Below are 21,572 nucleotides of genomic sequence, written 5' to 3' on the forward strand. Positions count from 1 at the left end.
TCCGATCCTTTAATAAGCCGCTTGCAGCGTCCCTTTCCAGATGGAAAGCTGAGGGCTGATACTGTGAAGATATTCAACGCTGCTCGGTGTATCTTTTCCGACCCAGACACCCATTGTGTACGTATCTGTCAGGCCGACAAACCACATATCGTGATAATCATTTGATGTTCCTGTTTTACCGCCGATGTAAGGCGCTTTAAAATATGCTTTTTTCCCTGTCCCGCTTTTTACAACGGAAGACATCAGTTTTTTCAGCTGCATGTTCGTGCGGACGCTGAATATTTGAGTCGATTTATCATTCCATTTATAAAGCGTTTTTCCATTAAGGTCTGTCACTTTGGTAATTGCATGGCTCGGCGTATAGCTTCCGCTGTTGCCGAATGTCGTATACGCCTTTGTCATCTCAAGAGGCGTCATGCCGTTTGTAAATCCGCCAAGCGCCGCCGGGAGAAGATAGTCGCTGTTGACAAGTTTGGCAAAATGATACGGCTCAATATAACTGAATGCTTTTTGGATGCCGACACGGTCCAGCATTCTGATGGCCGGTGTATTATATGAATTTTTAAATGCCGTGTCGAGCGTCACTGTGCCGTACGTGCGGTTGTTGTAGTTTTGCGGACAGTAGTCTCTGCTGCAAAACTTGCTGGCATCAATAGTGCTGCTTGCTGTCGCGCCGGTCTGTTCAATATAAGGGCCGTAATCAAGAAGCGGCTTAATGGATGAACCCGGCTGTCTGTATGCCTGGTAGGCTCGGTTAAAGTCATATTTTTGATAGTTTTTCCCACCGGATAGAGCGACGATTTGATGCGTCTGGTGATTGATCACAGCCGCTCCGCCCTGTACATCCGCATACGGGAGCTTGGCATTCATTTGTGCCACAACCTGATTCTGCATGTACGGATTAAGTGCAGTATAAATTTTCACGCCGTCTTTCATCAGAGTGCTGACTCTAGCGGACAGCTCATTTTCGATCTTTTCTTTTTGTTTTCCTGACGCTTTTTGAAGACGTTTATCATAGCCTTCTGATTCAGACACCAGTTGAGTGAACTCATCATTGACGTAGGAAACGTAGTCCGGATATTTGTCTTCTCTTTTTTCAACATCAAGCTTGATTTTTTGTTTGACGGCTTTTTTCAGCTCTTTATCCGTAATGACCCCGGCTTCTTTTAACCCTTTAAGTAAACGTTCTTGACGGCTTTTCGTGTAGTCAAAATGCTTGAGAGGATCATATAATGTAGGGTTATTAGGTATAGCACAGATAAAAGCCATTTCTCCCACTGTGAGAGATTTCAGCGGTTTGCTGAAATAGAATTCAGCCGCTGAACCGACACCGTAAACGCCATTGTTAAAATAAATCGTATTTAAGTAAGCTTCAAGAATTTCATTTTTCGTATACTTTTTCTCTAGCTGATAAGAATACGCGAGCTCAGTCAGCTTGCGGCTGAAGGAGCGCTCGTGGCTTAAATACAGGTTTCTTGAAAGCTGCTGTGTGATGGTGCTGGCGCCCTGGTCAATTTTCTTGTCTTTTACGTTAGAAGCGGTTGCCCGCACCATTCCCATAAAGTCAAAGCCTTTATGCTCGTAAAAATGCCGGTCCTCAGACGTTAAGAAAATCTGTTTGACTTCCTCGGGAATCTTGTCAAATGGAACGAGAACACGGTTTTCGTGATCGCTGACGATTTCCGAGACAAGGGAGCCGTCCCTGTCATACATGTAGCTGTTCTGAACAAGGCTGATATCTTTCAGATTAATATTTTTATCAAGCACCTGATCCAGGGACTTCATTTGTTTTACTTCTTTTCCGGAAGCGATAACTGTAAATGCAAACAATGGGATTATGCAAAGGAGCAAAATCCATCCGATTATTTTTCGTAACATGGTCACTCTCTTTTCTCCTAAATTCTAGCCATATCGTACCATTCTTTTGAGTTTACGAGAAGGTTAAATTTAGAAGTATCCTCAGTTTTTTCTGAGAATCAGCTAGCTTTGGCATAAGAATCTTTCCGGAATTTCTGCATGATCCAAAGCATGCAGGCGCCGGCGAAAAAGAGAAACGCTGTGACATAAAAGGCGGCCGAAATTGTAAAATGGCTCGATATGATTCCGCCCAGAAGAGGCCCGAGCACGTTTCCTAAAAAGCGAAAGCTGACATTGTAGCCGAGAACTTCTCCTTGAATGCTTCCGGGGGCCTGAACGCGGATGGCTGCAGTGATGCATGGCAGCAAGCCGCCCATCGCCATTCCGAATAAAAATCTGAAAACAAGGAGCACGCTGAGTGAGGACGCAAGCGCCTGCGGAATAAAAAAGAAAGAGGCGGCGAGTAAAAGTCCGATTAAAATGCGGCGATGGCCATAGCGGTCGCCCAGATCCCCCCATTTTCTAGCCAGCAGCAAACTTCCGAGTCCCGTTGCTGAAAATGCCATGCCAGAGAAAAAGGCCAGATTGACAGGTCCGTGCAGCTCATTTACATATAAAGCGAGCAGCGGCTGGATACTGAAATTGCCTGTTTGAATCAGCATGGTTAACAGCATCATGACCCAAAGCGCCGGCTGGTGAAAAATATAGGAGAGCACTTCTTTTCTCGAGTAAGACGTACGTTTGGCTGTCTTTTCTGCAAGAGGCTTTTCTTTGACGCCGAATAACACGAGAAGAACAGATGAGAAAATCACAAAGGATGTGATAAAAAAGGTATACGTAAAGCCGAAACGGTCAGCAAGCATGCCTCCCAAAAGCGGACCGAACAAGCTTCCGGACACTTGCCCCATTTGAAGCGTACCGAGTGTTTTGCCGGCTGAGCTCTTCTGGGTCTGTGCCGAAATCATCGCAAGAGACGTCGGGATGAATCCGGTTACAAGCCCCATTGCCATACGAAGGAAAAACAATTGGTACACCGATGTCACAAAGCCCATTAATAAAATGCTGAGGGCAATGCCCGTTCCGGTTGCCATAAGGATTTTCTTGTATCCGCGTTTGTCTCCGAACCGCCCCCAAAACGGGGATACCAAAAACGCCATGAGAAATGTAATGCCGAACACATAGCCGCTCCACCTTTGCACAAAGCCGTTTGAAAAAGTGCTGAGCGTCTCAATGTATAAGGAGAGAAAAGGAATAATCATCGTTGTGCTGGCAGAGACAAAAAAGTTGGCCAGCCACACAATGACAAAGTTTTTCTTACGGATAGAAATAACATCACCTTCTTATTATTTCGGGTTCCTTACTAATTATAAAGAAACGATTCATAATTTAAAAGAAACAAAGCGGCTGGGAAATTTCATTATTTTTAGAAAATGAAGAAAGGTCGAGAAGGGGAATTGATATACTATAAAGATAGCATTTTCTGATCGGAGGAAAGGCAGGTGTAAAAAGGTGACGACAAACAGCTTACTCATTATTGATTTCGAATTTACGATGCCCGAGGGAAAGTACAGCCCGCAAAATTTTTTTCCGGAAATCATTGAAGCTGGAATTGTAAAGTCGGTTGATGATGAAGTAGTTGAGACGTTTTCTAGCTATGTCAGACCGAAAAAATTCCCGAAGCTGACGAAACGCTGCAAATCATTTTTAAAAATTACTCAAAAGCAGGTAGACGAGGGGATGAGGTTCGAAGATTTCATCCGTAAACTAAACGAGCTTGATCCTGAGAAAAACAGCACGATTATTACGTGGGGAAACATGGACATGAAAGTCCTGAAGCAAAACTGTATGTTTAACCATATTCCTTTCCCATTTAAAGGAGAAATGAGAGATTTGTCGCTTGAATACAAAAACTTTTTTGGAGACCGGACACTAACGGGTTTATGGAAAGCTGCCGAAGAGTATGGAGATTCCGGAACAGGCACCCATCATAAAGCGCTTGATGATGCTCTTACAGCACATAAGCTTTTTAAGCTTGTTGAGCAGGATAAGCAGTATCTCGAAAAACCAAAACCGCCGACAATCGGCGAAAGAGTCGATTTATCCGAACTGTTCAAGCGCGCGACGTAAAAAACCCAATCTTTTGTCAGACTGGGTTATGGCCGATTAAAATATTCTTTTTCTAAAACGTCCAGAGTATTAAGGGAGCGCTTTGCCCACTCCGAACCATCCTCATTCAATTTGGCTCTCAGCTTTGCTGCCGCCTCCCGCAAAGACTTGGCATAATCCGGCACTTCACCGTCATAAGGCTTCACCATATGATGGGGGATATTGGTCTGTTCGCCGTATGCGAGCGCTTTTCTCTCATGAAAAAACGGCACATCCGCCTGTTTTGGATGATGAAGGTCTCCTTGAGCGGGATGGGTAAGAACCGCTTTGATTTTCACTAAATAATGCTGCGGCCTGCTAGCCGTAATTTCTCCTATGTATACACCTGTTTTGTAAAATCCTTTAACGATAGAACCAGTCTCAAACGTACTCATCTGTCATCACCTCACATTTATTCTATAAAAGTTCCAAGCGATTTGCTAGTGAGGAAGATCAGCGGGAAGCTTAATTGTCACCGTGGTGCCTCTTTGGAAGCTGCTGCTAAATGAAATGGTCCCGTGATGATGTTCAATAATTGAAAAGGTTACAGTGAGCCCGAGTCCCGTTCCGTTTGATTTTAATGAGTAAAAAGGTTCGCCGAGTTTTTGCATTTGATTGTCTGTCATGCCGACTCCATTATCCGCTATGTTAATCATAATCGTATGGCCGCTTCTTTTGGCTGATATGTGGATCATCCCCTTCCCGTGAGGAACCGCTTCAATGCTGTTTTTCATCAGGTTGATGACAGCCTGCTTCAGTTTTGTTGCGTCTCCGTATATAAAAAGGCCGGGCTCTGCTTCAGCCTCGACGGTCACAGACTTGTAATTGGCATACGACACCATAAGGGAGCTTGTCTCTTTGATAAGAGCCGATAAATCAAAAACCTCTTTTTCATACAATTGCTGTTTGGCCATATCGAGATAGTTTGTAATAATGTCTTGCGCCCGGTCAAGCTCTGACAGTACAAGCTTTTTGTAATCCGCACTCGACTTGTTCTGAAGGGTTTCGTCATTAAAAAGCAGCTGGACAAACCCGCGGACAACTGTCAGCGGATTCCTGACTTCATGAGCGACGCTCGCTGCCAGTTCACTCACAATCGTCATTTTTTCTGAATGGATAAGCTGTGAACGCAGGGCGATATTTTCGGCGATGCTTTCTATAATATAGATACTTAAAAGAAGAACGCTGGAGCGGAACACCCCTGAGACAGCTGCCTCATAAAGTAAAATTCCTGATTTTTGAAAATTTAAAATATTCAAGGTAGTAAAAATCCAACTGGAGGCGAAAAATAGGGAAATCTCCAAGCAGCTGAGCAACAAAGACAGCAGCAGTTTTTTCGCTTTGGACATGAATGGCCATTTTTTCTGAAATAAGATTGGGATGATGATAAGAAAAGGCAGCAAAGTGAAAACAAACATTGCGGAAGGTTCGTAAAACAGCAGTTCAAAACATAAGACAGTTGCGGCGACTGTAAGCCCGGAAGCAGTACTAATGTAAAATAAACAAATGATAACGGGAATCATCTGAAGGCCGTATTGTATGTAGTCCATTTCATGAATAGGAAATATAATGCATAAAACGGAGGCGCCGCAGGCGAATAACGTGACCAACCCGTTGTTTATTTTGGGCACAAGGATCGCCGGCTTTCCAAGCCAAAACACTTGGTAGAGAAGAATAGGAAACAAAATAAAGCAGATATGCAGGAGATAGTCTTTTAGAATTTCCATTCGTGTGAAATCCTTTCGTATAAAATATGAATCTATTATAACACTAAATATTAGAAGTAAAATATAAAATTCCTTTATAAAGAACGCCTTTACGAATGAAGACGTAAAGGCGTTTAACAGGCTATATTTTACGCTAATGCAGCTTTGATACGGCGCAGGCCGTCCTGCAAGGTCGTAAGTGTACATCCCGCGTTCAGGCGCATGAATCCTTCTCCGCCAGGCCCGTATTTTGTCCCGGGCTCTAGTATAACTTTTCCTTTTTTCAGCATCCTTTGCTGAAGCTCAGCGTCGGACAAGCCGTAAGCGCTGAAGTCGAGCCAGATCAGGTAAGATGCATCCGGAGTCATCATTTTAACTTTCGGCAGCTCGGTGCTCAAAAAGGCTTCAGTTTCGTTCATGTTTTTCTCAAGGTAAGAGATCAATTCATCGAGCCACGGTCCGCATTTAGAGTAAGCGGCTTCGATCGCAGTGACGGCAAATGCATTCAATCCGCCTAAACCATTGCGCTGCAGGCTTGCGGAAAACTTAGCGCGCTTCAGCCGATCCGGTATAATGATGGCCGACGCCTGTAATCCGGCGATATTAAATGTTTTGCTTGGTGCAGCACATGTCACAGAAATCTCAGCAAATTCGTCAGAGAGAGAAGCGAACGGCGTGTGTTTGTGTCCGTACAGCATCAGGTCGGAATGGATTTCATCCGATACAACTGTGACCCCATGCTCAAGACACAATTCGCCAAGCTTCAGTAAATCTTCCCGTCCCCATGAACGCCCTGAAGGGTTATGAGGATTGCATAAAATAAACAATTTGACGCTTGGATCACTAAGCTTCGTCTCTAAATCTTCAAAATCCATTGCATACGTGCCGTCTTTTTTTTGCAGCGGATTATGTAAAATGCGCCGGCCGTTTTTCTCAATCATATGGTAAAAAGGCGTATAGACAGGAGGCTGGACCACCACTTGGTCTTCAGGCTCCGTGAAAGCCTGTACCGCCATGCTCAAAGCTGTGACAACGCCCGGGCTGAATGTGATGCTTTCTGGGTTCACCTTCCAGCCGTGCCTGTTTTGCATCCATCCGCACACAGCATCCTTCGTTTTTTGGTCTGGAGCCGTATAACCGAAGATCCCGTGGTCGAGGCGCTCTTTTAATGCTTCAGTTATCGCTTCCGGCGCGCGAAAATCCATATCCGCCACCCACATCGGGAGTGCGTCTGTCACGCCGAATAATTCGCCTGTTTTGTCCCATTTGACCGATTGGGTGCCAAGGCGTTCTTCTCGTTTATCAAAGTTCATTCTGTTACCCCCTCATGTAGGTTTATTCTTCTTCACGTAACTATGATAAAATTGAACTGCAAATTATATTATAAGCGGTGATGAATATGGAAGAAAGTCAAGCGGTCAGGGAAATGATCAAGATTATTTCCAAATGGGACCCGTTTAAATATGGAGAAGAGTTTTACGAAACGGAGGCTGTTGATGTCGTTCAGGCCGTCTATGATGAAGACGATCCCGAGGCGCTGGCGAAAAGCATTCAGCATATATTTGAAGTTTCCTTTGAACAAATGCTGCCGATTGACAGCTGCCGGGAAGTGGCTGGCCAGCTTTTATTCATTAAAAACAGCAGCTCCTGTACGCCTTAAAAAACCGGTTCAGCACCGGTTTTTTTGTTATTTGATAAACTCTGCAATGTGTTCGGAAACGATTTCAGGCCGTTCTTCAGGCACCAGATGTCCAGTCTGACCGAGTGAGTACAGCACGGAATCGGGCAAATCTCCGTGCAGCCGTTTACCAATCTCCACAGGGACGATTCGGTCCTCCTCGCCCCAAATCAATAAAGCAGGCTTGTTCATTTTCTTTAATTGCTCGGGTTCTAAATCTCCTTCTCTATGGCGGATAAACCTTGTCATGGCTTTGAAAATCTGCTCGTCTTGAAACGGCCTGCCATAGCCGTCAATCATCTCCTCATCAATCAGCGATTTGTCATGCACAACATTTAATAAATTTTTCATCACGCCTTCTTTTGAGAGCCAGCGTTTGATATAAAGATGAAAATACGGGAGGTGGGTCCCGAAAATGACTGATGGGTGCGAACGTTTTAAATACCCTGAACTGCAAAGCAGCACAACCTTTGAAAAAAGCTCCGGCTTTTGGAGAGCAGCAGCCAGCGAAATCTGCCCGCCCATAGAATGGCCGACAAGCGCAGCCTGTTTGACTTGCAAGTGTTCCAAAATCCCAATGACGAGCTTCGCGAGGTTTTGATAGGTATAGATAAAGGTTTTCGATTTTTCAGATTGGCCGAAAGGAGGCAAATCAAGTGCGATAATGTCGTACCTGTCCCGAAGAAGAGGGATGACTTTTCTGAAGCTGAAAGCAGACGATAAAAAGCCGTGTACGCAGACAAGTGTTTGCCTGCCCGGATTTTGATAATGTTCGTAGTATACATTTACGCCATTGACTGTATGCCGCCTTATTGGTGAGACCGCCTCCATTCTGTGTCACTCCCTTTCATGTGATGTCTGTATTGTGCCCTGAAATTGTCAATTCTAGCGGAAGTTTCTCCTCGTTTTTTCTTAGCATTCGTCAAAAAACGTGATATAATGTCATGAGATTTCTTGACATTGCAAAGGTGTGAATTCAAATGAAATTGACAGAAAAAGAAACAGAAATATTAGAAATTTTAGACGAAAATAGCCGCGCCGATTTAGAAACAATCGCAAAGATGGCGGGCATCCCTGTAAATGAAGTACAAGCAATTATTGATAAACTGGAAAAAGAAAAGGTTATCATCGATTATTCCGCTATGATTGACTGGCGAAAAGTCGACGGGCATGAAGGCGTCACAGCCATGATTGATGTCAAAGTAACGCCGAAGCGGGGAGTCGGTTTTGATGAAGTGGCGGAACGGATATACCGGTTCCAAGAGGTTGAATCAGTTTACCTGATGTCAGGCGTATACGATTTGTCTGTCGTGATTCGCGGCAATTCGATGTCTGACGTTGCGCGTTTTGTTTCAGATAAACTGTCCACACTAGATTCAGTTGTATCTACAACAACTCATTTTATCCTGAAAAAATACAAGCATGACGGCAAAGTGTTTGAAACAGGAGACGACGACAAAAGAATCGTGGTGTCACCGTAAATGGCTTCGTATTTATCTGACTATGTACAACAAATAAAGCCGTCCGGCATTCGCAAATTCTTTGATTTGGCGGCAACGATGGAAGGCGTCATTTCTTTAGGCGTCGGCGAACCTGATTTTGTTACCGCATGGAATGTCCGCGAAGCAAGCATTCTCTCCCTTGAGCAAGGGTATACGTCATACACTGCAAATGCCGGTTTATACTCATTGCGTGAGGAAATCAGCCGTTATTTAAGCAGCAGGTTTGACCTTAGCTACTCGCCAGACAATGAGCTGATTGTGACAGTAGGGGCAAGTCAGGCTTTGGATATTGCGATACGCGCCATTGTAAATCCAGGTGAGGAAGTCATCATTCCTGAGCCGTGTTTTGTGGCGTACGATGCGCTTGTTTCTTTGGCAGGCGGGATCCCGGTTCATGTCCATACAACGGCAGACAAAGGCTTTAAAGCAACGGCTGCGGATTTTGAAGCGGCGGTCACTGAAAAAACAAAAGCCATTCTCATCTGCTCGCCATCGAATCCGACAGGTTCGGTTTATTCGAAGGAAGAGCTGAATGAAATTGCTGAGTTTGCCAAAAAACATGAAGTCATCGTCTTAGCTGACGAGATTTACGCCGAGCTGACATATGATGAGGAATTTACAAGCATAGCAGCATTGCCGGGAATGAAGGAACGGACGGTTGTCATCTCAGGCTTTTCAAAAGCGTTCGCGATGACGGGCTGGAGGCTTGGTTTTGCCGCAGCACCACCTGTGCTTCGGGATGCCATGCTTAAAATTCACCAGTATGCGATGATGTGCGCGCCGGCAATGGCGCAGTTTGCCGCCTTAGAAGGATTGAAGAACGGCATGGAAGACGTAGAAAAAATGAAAAAAAGCTACCGAAGAAGACGGAATTTGTTTGTGGAAACGCTCAATGAAATCGGCCTCAGCTGTCATCATCCGGGCGGCGCTTTCTATGCTTTTCCATCCATCAAAAGCACGGGAATGAGCTCGGAGCAGTTTGCCGAAGAGCTTCTGACGCAGGAAAAAGTGGCTGTTGTTCCGGGAAGTGTGTTTGGTCCGAGCGGTGAAGGGTACATCCGCTGTTCATACGCAACCTCGATCGAGCAGCTTCAAGAAGCGTTAGTTAGAATGAAACGCTTCCTGCATAAAACAACATAAAAAAAGATACGAACCTTTTGTTCGCATCCAATAAAAGGGGGGAATACTAGAAAGCCTTTGGTATTTTCAGTTTACCCCCTTTTTGCTGTGCATAAACCTGTTTTTTTATAAAAAAGTTTTCTTTGCGGAAATAAGACATGTGTGATATAATTTTAAATTGCGTATAAACAGATATTTAATTTAACTTAGGAGTTGTTATGAATGGCAGCAAAATTTGAAGTGGGCAGTGTTTACACTGGTAAAGTTACAGGATTACAAGCGTATGGTGCGTTTGTTGCATTAGATGAAGAAACTCAAGGTTTAGTACACATTTCTGAAGTGACTCACGGTTTCGTAAAAGATATCAACGAGCACCTTTCAGTGGGCGACGAAGTACAAGTAAAAGTACTTGCTGTTGATGAAGAAAAAGGAAAAATCAGCCTTTCAATTCGTGCGACACAAGCTGCGCCTGAGAAAAAAGAAAGCAAACCAAGAAGACCTAAAGCTGCGCAAGTAAGCGAAGAAGCTTCTGCACCACAAGGTTTCAACACATTAAAAGATAAGCTTGAAGAGTGGATCGAAATGTCCAACCGTAAAGACCTTATCAAAAAATAAGCATGAAAAAAGCACCGGGCAGGAATGTCCGGTGCTTTTGTTTCTTTTTTCAGCATGATTGAAAACCTTTGAAGTCTAGGAAGGGCGAGCATTGGAGCACAGCGAATGTACAATTCGTGAGCACCGACGCACAGACCTGACAACGAATGCGAAGGTTTGTCAACTCGCTGAAGCACCGGACAGGAATGTTCGGTGCTTTTTTATCCTATCGCATTTCAGGATTTGCTGCCTCTTCACGTGATCTTTCCTCGTTTGGTTTAAACAGCAGACCGAGGTTGATTAAGCCGGCGATTCCGACAAGTCCGTAAATAATGCGGGAAAGAGCTGACCCTTGGCCGCCGAAGATGGCCGCTACTAAGTCAAATTGGAAAAATCCGATCAGTCCCCAGTTAATAGCGCCAATGATTGTTAAAACAAGACAAATTCTCTGAATGGTACTCATGTTTTGCAACCTCCTCCATGAATTATTAAAACAGTTATAGATTGTGACATATTGGAGAATCTATACATGCATTCTCCATATTGAGGGAAACTTGTCTGCCCTCACCTATATCAGTTTCTTTCCCAGCATCTTGCCATATAAAACCATGCGATATGTTGGCCGGCGAGAGCTGATTGCTTTACATGTAGTGAGGACATTCTGCATAATAAAAAATCTAAGGAGGAGATGTCATGCAAAACTTTACATACTGGAATCCGACCAAATTAATTTTCGGGCGCGGAGAAGTGGAAAGACTTCCGGAGGAACTCAAACCTTACGGGAAAAACGTATTGCTTATCTACGGAGGCGGAAGTATTAAACGCAGCGGTCTGTATGATCAAGTGATAGAACAGCTAAATAAAGCCGGAGTGACCGTGCATGAATTAGCAGGTGTAGAACCGAATCCGCGTGTGTCGACTGTTAATAAAGGTGTTGCCATCTGCAAAGAACACAACATTGATTTCTTGCTGGCTGTCGGAGGCGGAAGTGTAATCGACTGTACAAAAGCGATTGCCGCAGGAGCGAAGTATGATGGTGATGCGTGGGATATCGTCACGAAAAAACATCAGCCGAAGGATGCTTTGCCATTCGGAACTGTACTGACTCTCGCTGCAACTGGTTCTGAAATGAACTCAGGCTCGGTGATTACAAACTGGGAAACAAAAGAAAAATACGGCTGGGGCAGCCCGCTCGTATTCCCTAAATTTTCGATTCTTGATCCGGTGAATACGTTCACCGTTCCTAAAAATCACACGATCTACGGTATGGTTGACATGATGAGCCACGTATTCGAACAATACTTCCATCATGTATCAAACACGCCGTATCAGGACCGTATGTGTGAATCACTTCTGCGCACAGTCATTGAAACAGCACCTAAGCTGATCGATGATCTCGAAAATTACGAATTGCGTGAGACGATCCTATACACAGGAACAATTGCATTAAACGGCATGCTTTCTATGGGTGCAAGAGGGGATTGGGCAACTCATAATATTGAACATGCAGTATCAGCCGTTTATGACATTCCGCATGCCGGCGGACTGGCGATTCTGTTCCCGAACTGGATGAGACACACATTGTCTGAAAACCCTGCCCGCATGAAACAGCTTGCAGTTCGCGTGTTTGGCGTTGAAGAAGCAGGTAAAACCGATGAAGAAATCGCACTTGAAGGTATCGATAAGCTGTCTGCATTCTGGACAAGCCTTGGCGCTCCGAACCGTCTTGCTGATTATGATATCAATGATGAGCAGCTTGATACAATTGCTGACAAGGCTATGGCTAACGGTACATTCGGCCAATTTAAATCGCTTAACAAAGAAGATGTGCTTGCCATTTTAAAAGCATCTCTATAAAAAAAGGGGAAACAGCCGTTAGGCTGCTTCCCTTTTTCTTTTTGTCTACTTATGTTACAATGGAAAATCTGTTTTTTACCAGCATCATTTTGGAGGTTTTACAATGGAAAATTTCACTTATTATAATCCGACGAGGCTGATCTTCGGAAAAGGTCAGATTGAACAATTAAGAAAAGAATTAAAACAATACGGCAAGAATGTGCTGCTTGTCTACGGCGGCGGCAGCATTAAACGCAACGGCCTCTATGATCAAGTTACAGGCATTTTAAAAGAAGAAGGCGCTGTTGTTCATGAGCTGTCAGGTGTAGAGCCGAACCCGCGTCTTGCGACAGTTGAAAAAGGCATAGCCCTATGCAGAGAGCATGACATTGATTTTCTGCTTGCTGTCGGAGGGGGAAGTGTCATCGACTGCACAAAAGCGATTGCTGCCGGAGTAAAATACGACGGCGACGCTTGGGCTATTTTCAGCAAAAAAGTAACAGCAGAAAGTGCGCTGCCGTTCGGAACTGTTTTAACCCTTGCTGCGACAGGTTCTGAAATGAATCCTGATTCCGTGATTACAAACTGGGAAACAAACGAGAAATATGTTTGGGGCAGCAATGTGACTCATCCGCGTTTCTCTATCTTAGATCCTGAAAATACATTCACTGTCCCAGAAAACCAAACAGTATACGGCATGGTTGACATGATGAGCCACGTATTTGAACAATACTTCCATAATGTTAAAAACACGCCGCTTCAGGACAGAATGTGCTTTGCGGTTCTTCAGACGGTCATCGAAACAGCTCCTAAGCTTCTTGAAGATCTGGAAAACTACGAGCACCGTGAAACGATTTTGTATGCAGGCACAATCGCTTTAAACGGAACGCTCCAAATGGGCTACTTTGGCGACTGGGCTTCTCATACAATGGAACACGCTGTTTCAGCTGTGTATGATATTCCGCATGCGGGCGGACTTGCGATTCTATTTCCGAACTGGATGAGATACACGCTTGATACAAATGTCGGCCGCTTTAAAAACCTCATGCTCAACATGTTTGACATTGATCCTGAAGGCAAAACAGATAAAGAAATTGCGCTTGAAGGCATCGACAAGCTGTCTGCATTCTGGACAAGCCTCGGCGCGCCTTCCCGTCTTGCCGATTACAATATCGGAGAAGAAAAGCTTGAGCTGATTGCTGATATCGCAGCAAAAGAAATGGAACACGGCGGCTTCGGCAACTTCCAAAAACTGAACAAAGATGACGTGCTCGCCATCCTTCGCGCGTCTCTATAAACCCAGAGGGCGGAATCCAGTCATTCCGCCCTTTCTTCTTGACTTGATTTCACAGATAAGTTCATATAAAGTGAAAGATGAAAACATTATACCGTTATGGAGGGACAAGCAATGACGCATGTACGCTTTGACTACTCAAAAGCGTTGACTTTCTTCAACGAACATGAACTTACATACCTGCGGGACTTTGTAAAAACAGCACACCATAATATTCATGAAAAAACAGGCGCTGGCAGCGATTTTCTAGGCTGGGTGGACCTCCCTGAACATTATGATAAAGAAGAATTCGCGCGCATTAAAAAAAGCGCGGAAAAAATCAAATCTGACTCTGATGTCTTGCTTGTTGTCGGCATCGGCGGTTCTTACCTTGGGGCGCGGGCTGCGATTGAAGCGCTTAATCACGCGTTTTACAACACTTTGCCAAAAGCAAAACGCGGCAATCCGCAAGTGATTTTCATCGGAAACAACATCAGTTCATCTTATATGAGAGATGTCATGGATCTTCTTGAAGATGTTGACTTCTCTATTAATGTGATTTCTAAATCAGGTACGACAACTGAACCTGCAATCGCTTTCCGCATTTTCCGCAAGCTTCTTGAAGAGAAATACGGCAAAGAAGAAGCGAAAGCGCGGATTTACGCGACAACTGATAAGGAGCGCGGCGCATTAAAAACGCTATCTAACGAAGAAGGCTTTGAATCATTTGTCATTCCTGATGACGTCGGCGGCCGTTATTCTGTATTAACAGCTGTAGGCCTCTTGCCGATTGCTGTCAGCGGCGTCAACATTGACGACATGATGAAAGGCGCACTGGATGCGAGCAAAGATTTTGCAACATCTGAATTGGAGGAAAACCCTGCATACCAATATGCGGTCGTACGAAATGTGCTTTATAATAAAGGCAAAACAATTGAAATGCTCATCAACTACGAACCGGCGCTTCAATACTTTGCAGAATGGTGGAAGCAGCTGTTCGGAGAAAGTGAAGGGAAGGATGAGAAGGGCGTTTATCCTTCTTCAGCTAACTATTCAACAGACCTTCATTCATTAGGCCAGTATGTACAGGAAGGCCGCAGAGATTTATTCGAAACAGTACTGAATGTAGAGAAACCTAAACATGAGCTGACAATCGAAGAAGCGGATAACGATCTTGACGGCTTAAATTATTTAGCTGGAAAAACGATAGATTTCGTTAACAAGAAAGCGTTCCAAGGCACGATGCTTGCTCATACAGACGGAAATGTTCCGAACTTAATCGTCAACATTCCTGAGCTGAATGCATATACTTTTGGATACCTTGTATACTTCTTCGAAAAAGCCTGTGCGATGAGCGGTTATCTCCTTGGCGTCAATCCGTTTGACCAGCCTGGAGTAGAGGCATATAAAGTCAATATGTTTGCATTGCTTGGCAAACCTGGCTTTGAAGAGAAAAAAGCAGAGCTTGAAAAACGTCTGGAAGATTAATGTGGAAAAGCTGACTGGCATTTGCCGGTCGGCTTTTTATAAAATCAGAAAGGTGCTGATGTTCATGAAACAAATGGTTAAACATCTCATCATTGCCGGTTTTTCTGCGGTTGTTCTAAGTATCCTTATCTCCTTTGATGCCGTGTATACAGAGTTTTCTTCAAGCTTTGGCGGCACGCTATCACACTTTTTCATCCACGCCTTTCTTCTTATTGGTTTGCCGCTTGCGCTTTTTACCGATGCGGTACACCGGATGATGAATTTAAAAAGATCTCATGCTCTTTTCACTAAATTAGGACTCTATGCCGCAGTTGTTTATATCTCATGGGAATCGGCTGTAGGGCTTGCTGCGGCAATGGCTGTTTACTTTTTAATTGAATGCGCTTTCTTTTTTGTTGGCCGCACGAAAGAAACAACGATTTCCATGTAGTTCGCCTCTGAATGAAGTCTTGTTCGGCAGGACAGGATAAGTGAAAAAGGGGCATTTTTGATGATTACAATACCTTCCGCGATAGATGGACAGTCTTTTCTGCTTCAAGAATTGGAACAAGTAATGAAGCCGCTCGGTTATGTGATAAACGGCGGCTGGGAATACGATCACGGCTACTTTGATTATAAAATTGATGATACAAATGGCTATTTGTTTTTAAGGATTCCAGTCAATGCGGTTCAGGGCAGTCTCGATGAACGAGGAGCGGCCGTCCGGATCGGAACGCCGTTTATGCTGAGGCAGGTGTTTCAGGCGGACCTTGATGACTATGCCGAGGGAGGGCCGTTCCAATCGCTGTTTAATCAATTTTCCGAGCCGGAAAGGCGCGACGCGGAAATTGATCCGGCGTATTTGGATATCGGCGCCTCCCTTGTGAAAGAATTGGAGGATGTTCTGCTGCATTAGATCGCAAGGAATTGATCTGTTTCGAGCACCTTGTATGTTAGAGGAGGGGAAATCATCGGCCCTTCCTCTTTTTGTACGCCGATAATTGTTGTGTTGTGATCAAGAAAATAGAGGACACACGTTTTGTAAGCGGCTCCCCTTAGATCATCAGGAACAGGAAGAAGCTTCACATGCTGATCAAGTGTCAGATTGATTTCGTTCTGCTTAGACGGCCGTACTTTGATTTGGTAATGCTGCAGCATCGCCCGGCTGATAAATTCTGAAGTACCGATGATTTGATTAGCGCCTGCCCGCTCCGCATTGGTGACAAACCGGTCAGTCAAAATCTCGACGATGCAGTAAGCAAGGGGGTTAAGCCCTTTAACTGATAAAAGAATCAGCACTGACAGCATATCTGCTTCAGCTTCACTTTTATACTGGTCGGCTGTAATCATCACTGATTCCGCTTCAGTAATATTGGCCCGTTTCAGTGTCTCATCTTCGGCAGCGTGCCCGCGTATAAAATGGACGTTTTCGATAAGCGGGCCTTGTTTTAAGGATTCATCAATCAATACAACCGTCTTGGAAGGAGCCGCAAGCTGCAAGTCCTTCAGCAGCCGGTTTGTTTTTTCATTCCACCCGATCAATATAATGTGGCCGCGCCCTTTGTAAGCGACCTTTCCTTCGATGTAACGGTGCTGTCTGCTGAATGCGGCCGCTGATAAAGTGGCGAAATATGCAGTAACAAAGCTTGCTCCGCTCAAAATCAGCAATATTCCAGCCGCCTGTCCCAGCGGCGTGTGCGGCACATAATCTCCGTAGCCAACAGTCGAAACCGTAACGACAGCCCACCAAATGCCCTCAAACACTGAAGTGAACTGCTTCGGCTCAAGAATATAAATGATTTGGCCAAACAAAAGAATCAGAAATAAAATAATAACCCCGATTCGGATAAATAACGGCCACCTGAGCCATGAAATAAATATCCGATTTGATTTCATTCTTTTTCTCCTTCTTCAGATAATGAGATGGATAAAATCTGTTTGATAATCGTATTTAATTTCTCGTTTAGCTTTTCCTGGCCGTACATATCTCGAGCCTGCTTCATTAAATCGGCGGTATCATCATCAAGCTGAATAAGCGGCTCATCGATTTCCGATTCATTATAAAGCTGAATAAATGCGTCCAGACCTTCATTCATTCGGTCGATTGCTGTGCTCAGCTGTTCCCTTTCCTCACTCGTCACTTTCATGGCTTCCATCACACCCGTGCTTTTTTTTAACAGTATGTCCCACTTCCGGTGATGTTTATCAAAAAATGAACAAAACATATAAAACGGATTTCTCCATAAACTAAAACAAAAAGGATGAAAACAGATGACGATCATTCAAAGAACGATCGTGGTTTTGATCGGTACGCAGCTGGCAGCATCCGCGGTGATTTTGTTTATTTTCGATTTGAATTCATATAATCACTTTTCCGGCAGCTTTTCCTGGCTTCGCTTTCTGCAAGAGCTGATCGGCAGTTTTGCCTTTTATTTGTTTTCAGCAGGACTGCTCTTTCTGCTGATTGGAATGTGTGCTCCGAGCCGGAAGAAGAAGCGCTTTTCTGTACAGGAGAAAGAAAACTCATTAAAATAATTGTAATAAAGAAAGATTTGATCTTGGAAAAAGGATGATGAAAAATGCTGTTTATATTTTTAACAATAGCCGCATTGGGATTGTCGTTTTGGGCACAATTTAAAGTGAAGAGCAACTTTGAAAAATATTCAAAAGTGGAAGCCTCAAGCGGACGTACAGGGGCAGAAACGGCAAGACGGATTTTAGATATAAACGGTCTTTACGACGTGCCGGTCGAACCGGTAAGAGGCACTTTAACAGACCATTACGACCCGACAAGACGGGTGGTGCGTTTATCTGAGCCGGTCTATTACGGCCGCTCAATTTCCGCCATCTCCGTAGCTTCCCATGAAGTCGGACATGCCTTGCAGCATCAGGAGTCATATGGTGCGCTTGTGCTGAGACATAAAATCTTCCCAGTCGTGAATTTTGCATCCGGTGTAGCTCCTATGCTTTTCTTAGGAGGTATGCTTCTCGGCAGCCTGAATTTGATCGGGCTTGGCATCATTCTATTTTCAGCCGCTGTCTTTTTCCAGCTGATTACATTGCCTGTCGAATTCAATGCAAGTTCGCGCGCGAAGCAAATTATTGTGTCAGAAGGATTCATCCGGAACAATGAAGAGAATGGGGTAAATAAAGTGCTGAGCGCCGCTGCCTTAACGTATGTGGCTGCCGCCCTGGTTTCCCTCTTTGAACTTCTTCGCTTTGTGATGATTTTCTTAAACGGTCGTAATGAGAATTAACGTTAAGGAGGTGGCCCCTTACCATTTATGGTAAGGGCTTTTTTTGATTATTTTACAATTGATCGCCATTTTTGTTTTGATTGGCATTACGGCTGTTTTCGTTGCAGCGGAATTTGCGATTGTCAAAATCAGAGGTTCAAAAATCAATCAGCTCATCGAAAGCGGTGACAGCCGGGCGCTTGCCGCACATAAAATCATCTCCAATCTTGACGAGTATTTATCAGCCTGCCAGCTCGGGATTACGATTACAGCCCTCGGCCTTGGATGGCTTGGTGAACCGACATTTGAACGCATTCTTCATCCCTTATTTACAGCGACAGGCATACCGGAACCGTTTAACCACATTGTCACATTTGTAATTGCATTTATCATCGTCACTTTTTTGCATGTGGTAATGGGTGAGCTTGCCCCGAAAACGGTTTCCATTCAAAAGGCTGAAGCTGTCAGTTTATGGATTGCAAAGCCGCTGATCTGGTTTTATAAAATCACGTATCCGTTTATTAAAGCATTGAACGGCTCAGCAAGCTTTCTTGTAAAATTATTTGGCTTTCATTCAGTGAAGGAGCATGAGGTTGTCATTAGCGAGGAGGAACTGAGGCTGATCCTTTCAGAAAGCTATGAAAAGGGAGAAATCAATCAGTCAGAATTCCGCTATGTAAATAAGATTTTTGAATTCGACAACCGGGTAGCAAGAGAGATTATGATTCCGCGGACAGAAATTGCGGTCATCTCTCTGGAGCAGTCGTTAGAAGAGGCGATTCATCACATCATAAATGAACGGTATACACGTTACCCTGTCATTAAAGAAGACAAAGATCATATTTTAGGGATCATCAACAGCAAAGATATGTTTAAAGCTTATTTTCTCGGACAGCCGATTAAGCTGAAGCAGATCATGAGGCCTGTCATCAGAGTTATTGAAAGCATCCCTGTTCAGCAGCTTTTGATCCGCATGCAGAAGGAGCGGATTCACATGGCCATTCTCGTAGATGAATACGGCGGAACGGCAGGGCTTGTCACTGTCGAGGATATAATCGAGGAAATCGTCGGGGAAATCCGCGATGAATATGACCAGGATGAAACGCCTCATATTTTGAAAAAAGGCGAGCATCATTATGTGATGGATGGAAAAGCGTTAATAGACGAAGTAAACGATCTATTTGACATTGCGATTGAAAACGAAGAAATTGATACGATTGCAGGCTGGCTTCTGACGCAAAAAATGGAGCTGAAAGCAGGAGATGTAATACACGCGGAGGGGTGTGAATTTAAAATCCTCGATGCCGAAGATCATCATATCCGTTTTGTAGAAATTAAAAAAACCGACTTTTTATAAAAAGCAGCCGAAGATTGAGCGGCTGTTTTTTTATGACCGCTGATGGTATTCGGAAAAAGCAATGCTGTAAAGCCTTTTTTCTACATAAGATATATAGACCGCACACTTAGGAAGGAGTGGCTGTATGAAAAAGGCTTGGTGGAAGGAATCGATTGTCTACCAAATTTACCCCCGCAGTTTTAAAGATTCAAATGGCGATGGAATCGGAGATATTCAAGGAATCAGATCCAAGCTTGATTACATAAAAGAGCTGGGCGCTGACGTCATCTGGATTTGCCCGCTGTATGATTCGCCAAATGCTGATAACGGATATGATATCAGGGACTATAAAAACATATTAAGCGATTTCGGCACTATGGCGGATTTCGACCAGCTGCTTGATGACATTCATGGGCTGGGCATGAAGCTGATTATGGATCTTGTCGTGAACCATACAAGCGACGAACACCCGTGGTTCATTGAATCCCGTTCTTCCATACACTCCGAAAAGCGCGACTGGTATATTTGGAAGGATGGCAAAAACGGAAAAGCGCCGAACAATTGGGAAAGCATTTTCGGCGGGCCGGCATGGCAGTATGATCAAAAGACAAACCAGTATTATCTTCACCTTTTTGATAAAAAACAGCCTGATTTGAATTGGGAAAATGAAAAGGTGAGAAATGCTGTTTACGACATGGTGAATTGGTGGCTTGATAAAGGAATTGACGGATTTCGGGTGGATGCCATTACGCATATTAAGAAAAAAGAAGGGCTTCCCGATATGCCGAATCCAAAAGGGCTGGATTGCGTACCTTCCTTTCCTTATCATATGAATGCTGACGGCATAATGGATTTGTTAACAGAGCTGAAAGAAAACACATTTTCCCGTTATCCGATTATGACAGTCGGTGAGGCAAACGGTGTCGCTGCAAAGGAAGCGGCTGAATGGGCTGGAGAAAAAAACGGCATTTTCAGCATGATTTTTCAATTTGAACATCTCGGCCTGTGGGATGTAGAGATCAATGAAAGCATTGACATCGTTTCCTTCAAACGAATTCTAACTGACTGGCAAGACAGTCTTGAAGGGATCGGCTGGAATGCTTTGTTTATGGAAAATCACGACCAGCCCCGTTCAGTTTCTGTGTGGGGAGACGACGGAGTGTACCTGAAAGAAAGTGCAAAAGCGCTTGCTTCTGTCTATTTTCTCATGAAAGGCACACCGTTTATTTATCAGGGACAGGAACTTGGTATGACAAACGTGGCATTTCCATCTATTGAGGACTATGATGACGTCGCCATGAAACGCCTGTATGAAATAGAAACGGCGAAAGGCGCATCACACGAAGACGTCATGAAGATTGTCTGGAAAAAGGGAAGGGACAATTCACGAACACCTATGCAATGGAATGCTGATCCATACGCCGGATTTTCTGAGGCCAGACCGTGGATCGGAATCAATGAGAATTGCAAATGGCTGAATGCCGAGGCTCAAAAAAACGACAAAACATCCGTATACCACTTTTACAAAAGCCTGATCAATCTGCGCCAAATATTCGATGTTTTTATTAATGGGACATACGAGCTCATTTTACCGGAAGATCAGCAAATTTTTGCGTATCTTCGGAAAAACGAGAGCCATACTGCACTGATTACGGCCAATCTGACAGGAACGCCAGCTTTATTCAAGCACTCCGGGTTACCATTGTCATCAGACGCACTCGTATTGTCAAATGTTGAAACAGAGAGTCACAAGCACATGACATCAGTACTGTTAAAACCGTATGAAGCAAGAATATATGTATGGCGCTAAACTCCAGCGTGAG

24 protein-coding genes are annotated in these 21,572 nt (G+C 44.2%); 15 read left to right on the forward strand and 9 right to left on the reverse strand.

Annotation, left to right across the window (positions count from 1 at the left end; all coding sequences use genetic code 11):
* Positions 1-9: 9 nt before the first annotated feature.
* Both AC4CV5_RS05180 and AC4CV5_RS05185 read right to left on the reverse strand, forming a co-directional pair.
* The gene (locus AC4CV5_RS05180; RefSeq protein WP_490922169.1) at positions 10-1,884 is read right to left on the reverse strand and encodes a transglycosylase domain-containing protein; all 1,875 of its coding nucleotides are present in this window, start codon (positions 1,882-1,884) and stop codon (positions 10-12) included.
* A gap of 92 nt (positions 1,885-1,976) precedes the next feature.
* Positions 1,977-3,185, reverse strand: coding sequence for a multidrug efflux MFS transporter (locus AC4CV5_RS05185; RefSeq protein ID WP_411809593.1), 1,209 nt, complete (start codon positions 3,183-3,185; stop codon positions 1,977-1,979).
* Between AC4CV5_RS05185 and AC4CV5_RS05190 the strand changes: the two genes are divergently transcribed.
* The gene (locus tag AC4CV5_RS05190; RefSeq protein WP_166848947.1) at positions 3,088-3,291 is read left to right on the forward strand and encodes a hypothetical protein; all 204 of its coding nucleotides are present in this window, start codon (positions 3,088-3,090) and stop codon (positions 3,289-3,291) included. The two genes, AC4CV5_RS05185 and AC4CV5_RS05190, sit on opposite strands and share 98 nt — an antisense overlap.
* Before the next feature lie 75 nt (positions 3,292-3,366).
* Positions 3,367-3,984, forward strand: a complete 618-nt coding sequence (gene kapD / locus AC4CV5_RS05195; protein WP_490922170.1) for a 3'-5' exonuclease KapD — start codon at positions 3,367-3,369, stop codon at positions 3,982-3,984.
* A gap of 26 nt (positions 3,985-4,010) precedes the next feature.
* Here kapD and kapB read toward each other — a convergent pair whose 3' ends face one another.
* The 3 genes from kapB to patB all read right to left on the reverse strand — a co-directional run bounded on the left by kapB (position 4,011) and on the right by patB (position 7,021).
* Complete coding sequence (gene kapB, locus AC4CV5_RS05200; protein WP_490922171.1) at positions 4,011-4,397, reverse strand: kinase-associated lipoprotein KapB; 387 nt, start codon at positions 4,395-4,397, stop codon at positions 4,011-4,013.
* A gap of 45 nt (positions 4,398-4,442) precedes the next feature.
* A complete protein-coding gene (kinB, locus tag AC4CV5_RS05205; protein WP_490922172.1) occupies positions 4,443-5,729 on the reverse strand; it encodes a sporulation sensor histidine kinase KinB in 1,287 nt (428 codons plus the stop codon).
* A 128-nt stretch (positions 5,730-5,857) separates the two neighbouring features.
* Positions 5,858-7,021: a cystathionine beta-lyase PatB gene (patB, locus tag AC4CV5_RS05210; RefSeq protein ID WP_490922173.1), complete on the reverse strand. Its 1,164-nt coding sequence runs from the start codon at positions 7,019-7,021 to the stop codon at positions 5,858-5,860.
* Between the two features lie 86 nt (positions 7,022-7,107).
* Between patB and AC4CV5_RS05215 the strand changes: the two genes are divergently transcribed.
* Positions 7,108-7,368: a YugE family protein gene (locus tag AC4CV5_RS05215; RefSeq protein WP_166848962.1), complete on the forward strand. Its 261-nt coding sequence runs from the start codon at positions 7,108-7,110 to the stop codon at positions 7,366-7,368.
* A 27-nt stretch (positions 7,369-7,395) separates the two neighbouring features.
* On the opposite strand, the gene AC4CV5_RS05220 is transcribed toward AC4CV5_RS05215, so the two are convergent.
* Positions 7,396-8,217 (reverse strand): alpha/beta fold hydrolase, encoded by an 822-nt coding sequence (locus tag AC4CV5_RS05220; protein ID WP_166848965.1) that lies wholly within the window; start codon positions 8,215-8,217, stop codon positions 7,396-7,398.
* A gap of 149 nt (positions 8,218-8,366) precedes the next feature.
* Here AC4CV5_RS05220 and AC4CV5_RS05225 point away from each other — a divergent pair, with 149 nt between their 5' ends.
* From AC4CV5_RS05225 to yugI, 3 genes are all read left to right on the forward strand, one after another.
* Entirely contained in the window at positions 8,367-8,867 is a 501-nt protein-coding gene (locus AC4CV5_RS05225) for an Lrp/AsnC family transcriptional regulator (protein ID WP_166848968.1), read from the forward strand.
* Complete coding sequence (locus AC4CV5_RS05230) at positions 8,868-10,028, forward strand: aminotransferase (protein WP_490922174.1); 1,161 nt, start codon at positions 8,868-8,870, stop codon at positions 10,026-10,028.
* A 201-nt stretch (positions 10,029-10,229) separates the two neighbouring features.
* Entirely contained in the window at positions 10,230-10,622 is a 393-nt protein-coding gene (gene yugI, locus AC4CV5_RS05235; RefSeq protein ID WP_124044441.1) for a S1 domain-containing post-transcriptional regulator GSP13, read from the forward strand.
* Positions 10,623-10,827: 205 nt separating this feature from the next.
* Here the strand turns inward: yugI and AC4CV5_RS05240 are convergent, their stop codons facing one another.
* Complete coding sequence (locus AC4CV5_RS05240) at positions 10,828-11,064, reverse strand: DUF378 domain-containing protein (protein WP_003220771.1); 237 nt, start codon at positions 11,062-11,064, stop codon at positions 10,828-10,830.
* 230 nt (positions 11,065-11,294) lie between these two features.
* Between AC4CV5_RS05240 and AC4CV5_RS05245 the strand changes: the two genes are divergently transcribed.
* The 5 genes from AC4CV5_RS05245 to AC4CV5_RS05265 all read left to right on the forward strand — a co-directional run bounded on the left by AC4CV5_RS05245 (position 11,295) and on the right by AC4CV5_RS05265 (position 16,093).
* Positions 11,295-12,458 carry an iron-containing alcohol dehydrogenase gene (locus AC4CV5_RS05245; RefSeq protein WP_166848973.1) on the forward strand — a complete coding sequence of 388 codons (1,164 nt, stop codon included), beginning with the start codon at positions 11,295-11,297 and terminating at the stop codon, positions 12,456-12,458.
* Positions 12,459-12,561: 103 nt separating this feature from the next.
* Positions 12,562-13,734 (forward strand): iron-containing alcohol dehydrogenase, encoded by a 1,173-nt coding sequence (locus AC4CV5_RS05250; RefSeq protein ID WP_490922175.1) that lies wholly within the window; start codon positions 12,562-12,564, stop codon positions 13,732-13,734.
* Positions 13,735-13,845: 111 nt separating this feature from the next.
* Positions 13,846-15,198 (forward strand): glucose-6-phosphate isomerase, encoded by a 1,353-nt coding sequence (locus AC4CV5_RS05255; protein WP_490922176.1) that lies wholly within the window; start codon positions 13,846-13,848, stop codon positions 15,196-15,198.
* A gap of 58 nt (positions 15,199-15,256) precedes the next feature.
* Positions 15,257-15,628, forward strand: coding sequence for a hypothetical protein (locus tag AC4CV5_RS05260; RefSeq protein WP_490922214.1), 372 nt, complete (start codon positions 15,257-15,259; stop codon positions 15,626-15,628).
* A 60-nt stretch (positions 15,629-15,688) separates the two neighbouring features.
* Entirely contained in the window at positions 15,689-16,093 is a 405-nt protein-coding gene (locus AC4CV5_RS05265; RefSeq protein WP_003220782.1) for a YugN-like family protein, read from the forward strand.
* Here the strand turns inward: AC4CV5_RS05265 and AC4CV5_RS05270 are convergent.
* Both AC4CV5_RS05270 and mstX read right to left on the reverse strand, forming a co-directional pair.
* Positions 16,090-17,073, reverse strand: a complete 984-nt coding sequence (locus AC4CV5_RS05270; RefSeq protein WP_326221970.1) for a potassium channel family protein — start codon at positions 17,071-17,073, stop codon at positions 16,090-16,092. The two genes, AC4CV5_RS05265 and AC4CV5_RS05270, sit on opposite strands and share 4 nt — an antisense overlap.
* Positions 17,070-17,402: a biofilm formation protein MstX gene (gene mstX, locus AC4CV5_RS05275; RefSeq protein WP_222141938.1), complete on the reverse strand. Its 333-nt coding sequence runs from the start codon at positions 17,400-17,402 to the stop codon at positions 17,070-17,072. Before mstX ends, AC4CV5_RS05270 begins: the two co-directional genes overlap by 4 nt.
* 46 nt (positions 17,403-17,448) lie before the next feature.
* On the opposite strand from mstX, the gene AC4CV5_RS05280 reads away from it, so the two are divergent.
* The 4 genes from AC4CV5_RS05280 to AC4CV5_RS05295 all read left to right on the forward strand — a co-directional run bounded on the left by AC4CV5_RS05280 (position 17,449) and on the right by AC4CV5_RS05295 (position 21,559).
* Positions 17,449-17,712, forward strand: a complete 264-nt coding sequence (locus AC4CV5_RS05280) for a YuzI family membrane protein (RefSeq protein ID WP_490922177.1) — start codon at positions 17,449-17,451, stop codon at positions 17,710-17,712.
* A 44-nt stretch (positions 17,713-17,756) separates the two neighbouring features.
* Complete coding sequence (locus tag AC4CV5_RS05285; protein WP_003220791.1) at positions 17,757-18,434, forward strand: zinc metallopeptidase; 678 nt, start codon at positions 17,757-17,759, stop codon at positions 18,432-18,434.
* Positions 18,435-18,477: 43 nt separating this feature from the next.
* Complete coding sequence (locus tag AC4CV5_RS05290; protein ID WP_248602137.1) at positions 18,478-19,770, forward strand: hemolysin family protein; 1,293 nt, start codon at positions 18,478-18,480, stop codon at positions 19,768-19,770.
* A gap of 124 nt (positions 19,771-19,894) precedes the next feature.
* Positions 19,895-21,559 carry a glycoside hydrolase family 13 protein gene (locus AC4CV5_RS05295; RefSeq protein WP_490922178.1) on the forward strand — a complete coding sequence of 555 codons (1,665 nt, stop codon included), beginning with the start codon at positions 19,895-19,897 and terminating at the stop codon, positions 21,557-21,559.
* The last annotated feature ends 13 nt before the right edge of the window (positions 21,560-21,572 follow it).

This window comes from Bacillus sp. NS1, assembly GCF_058248265.1.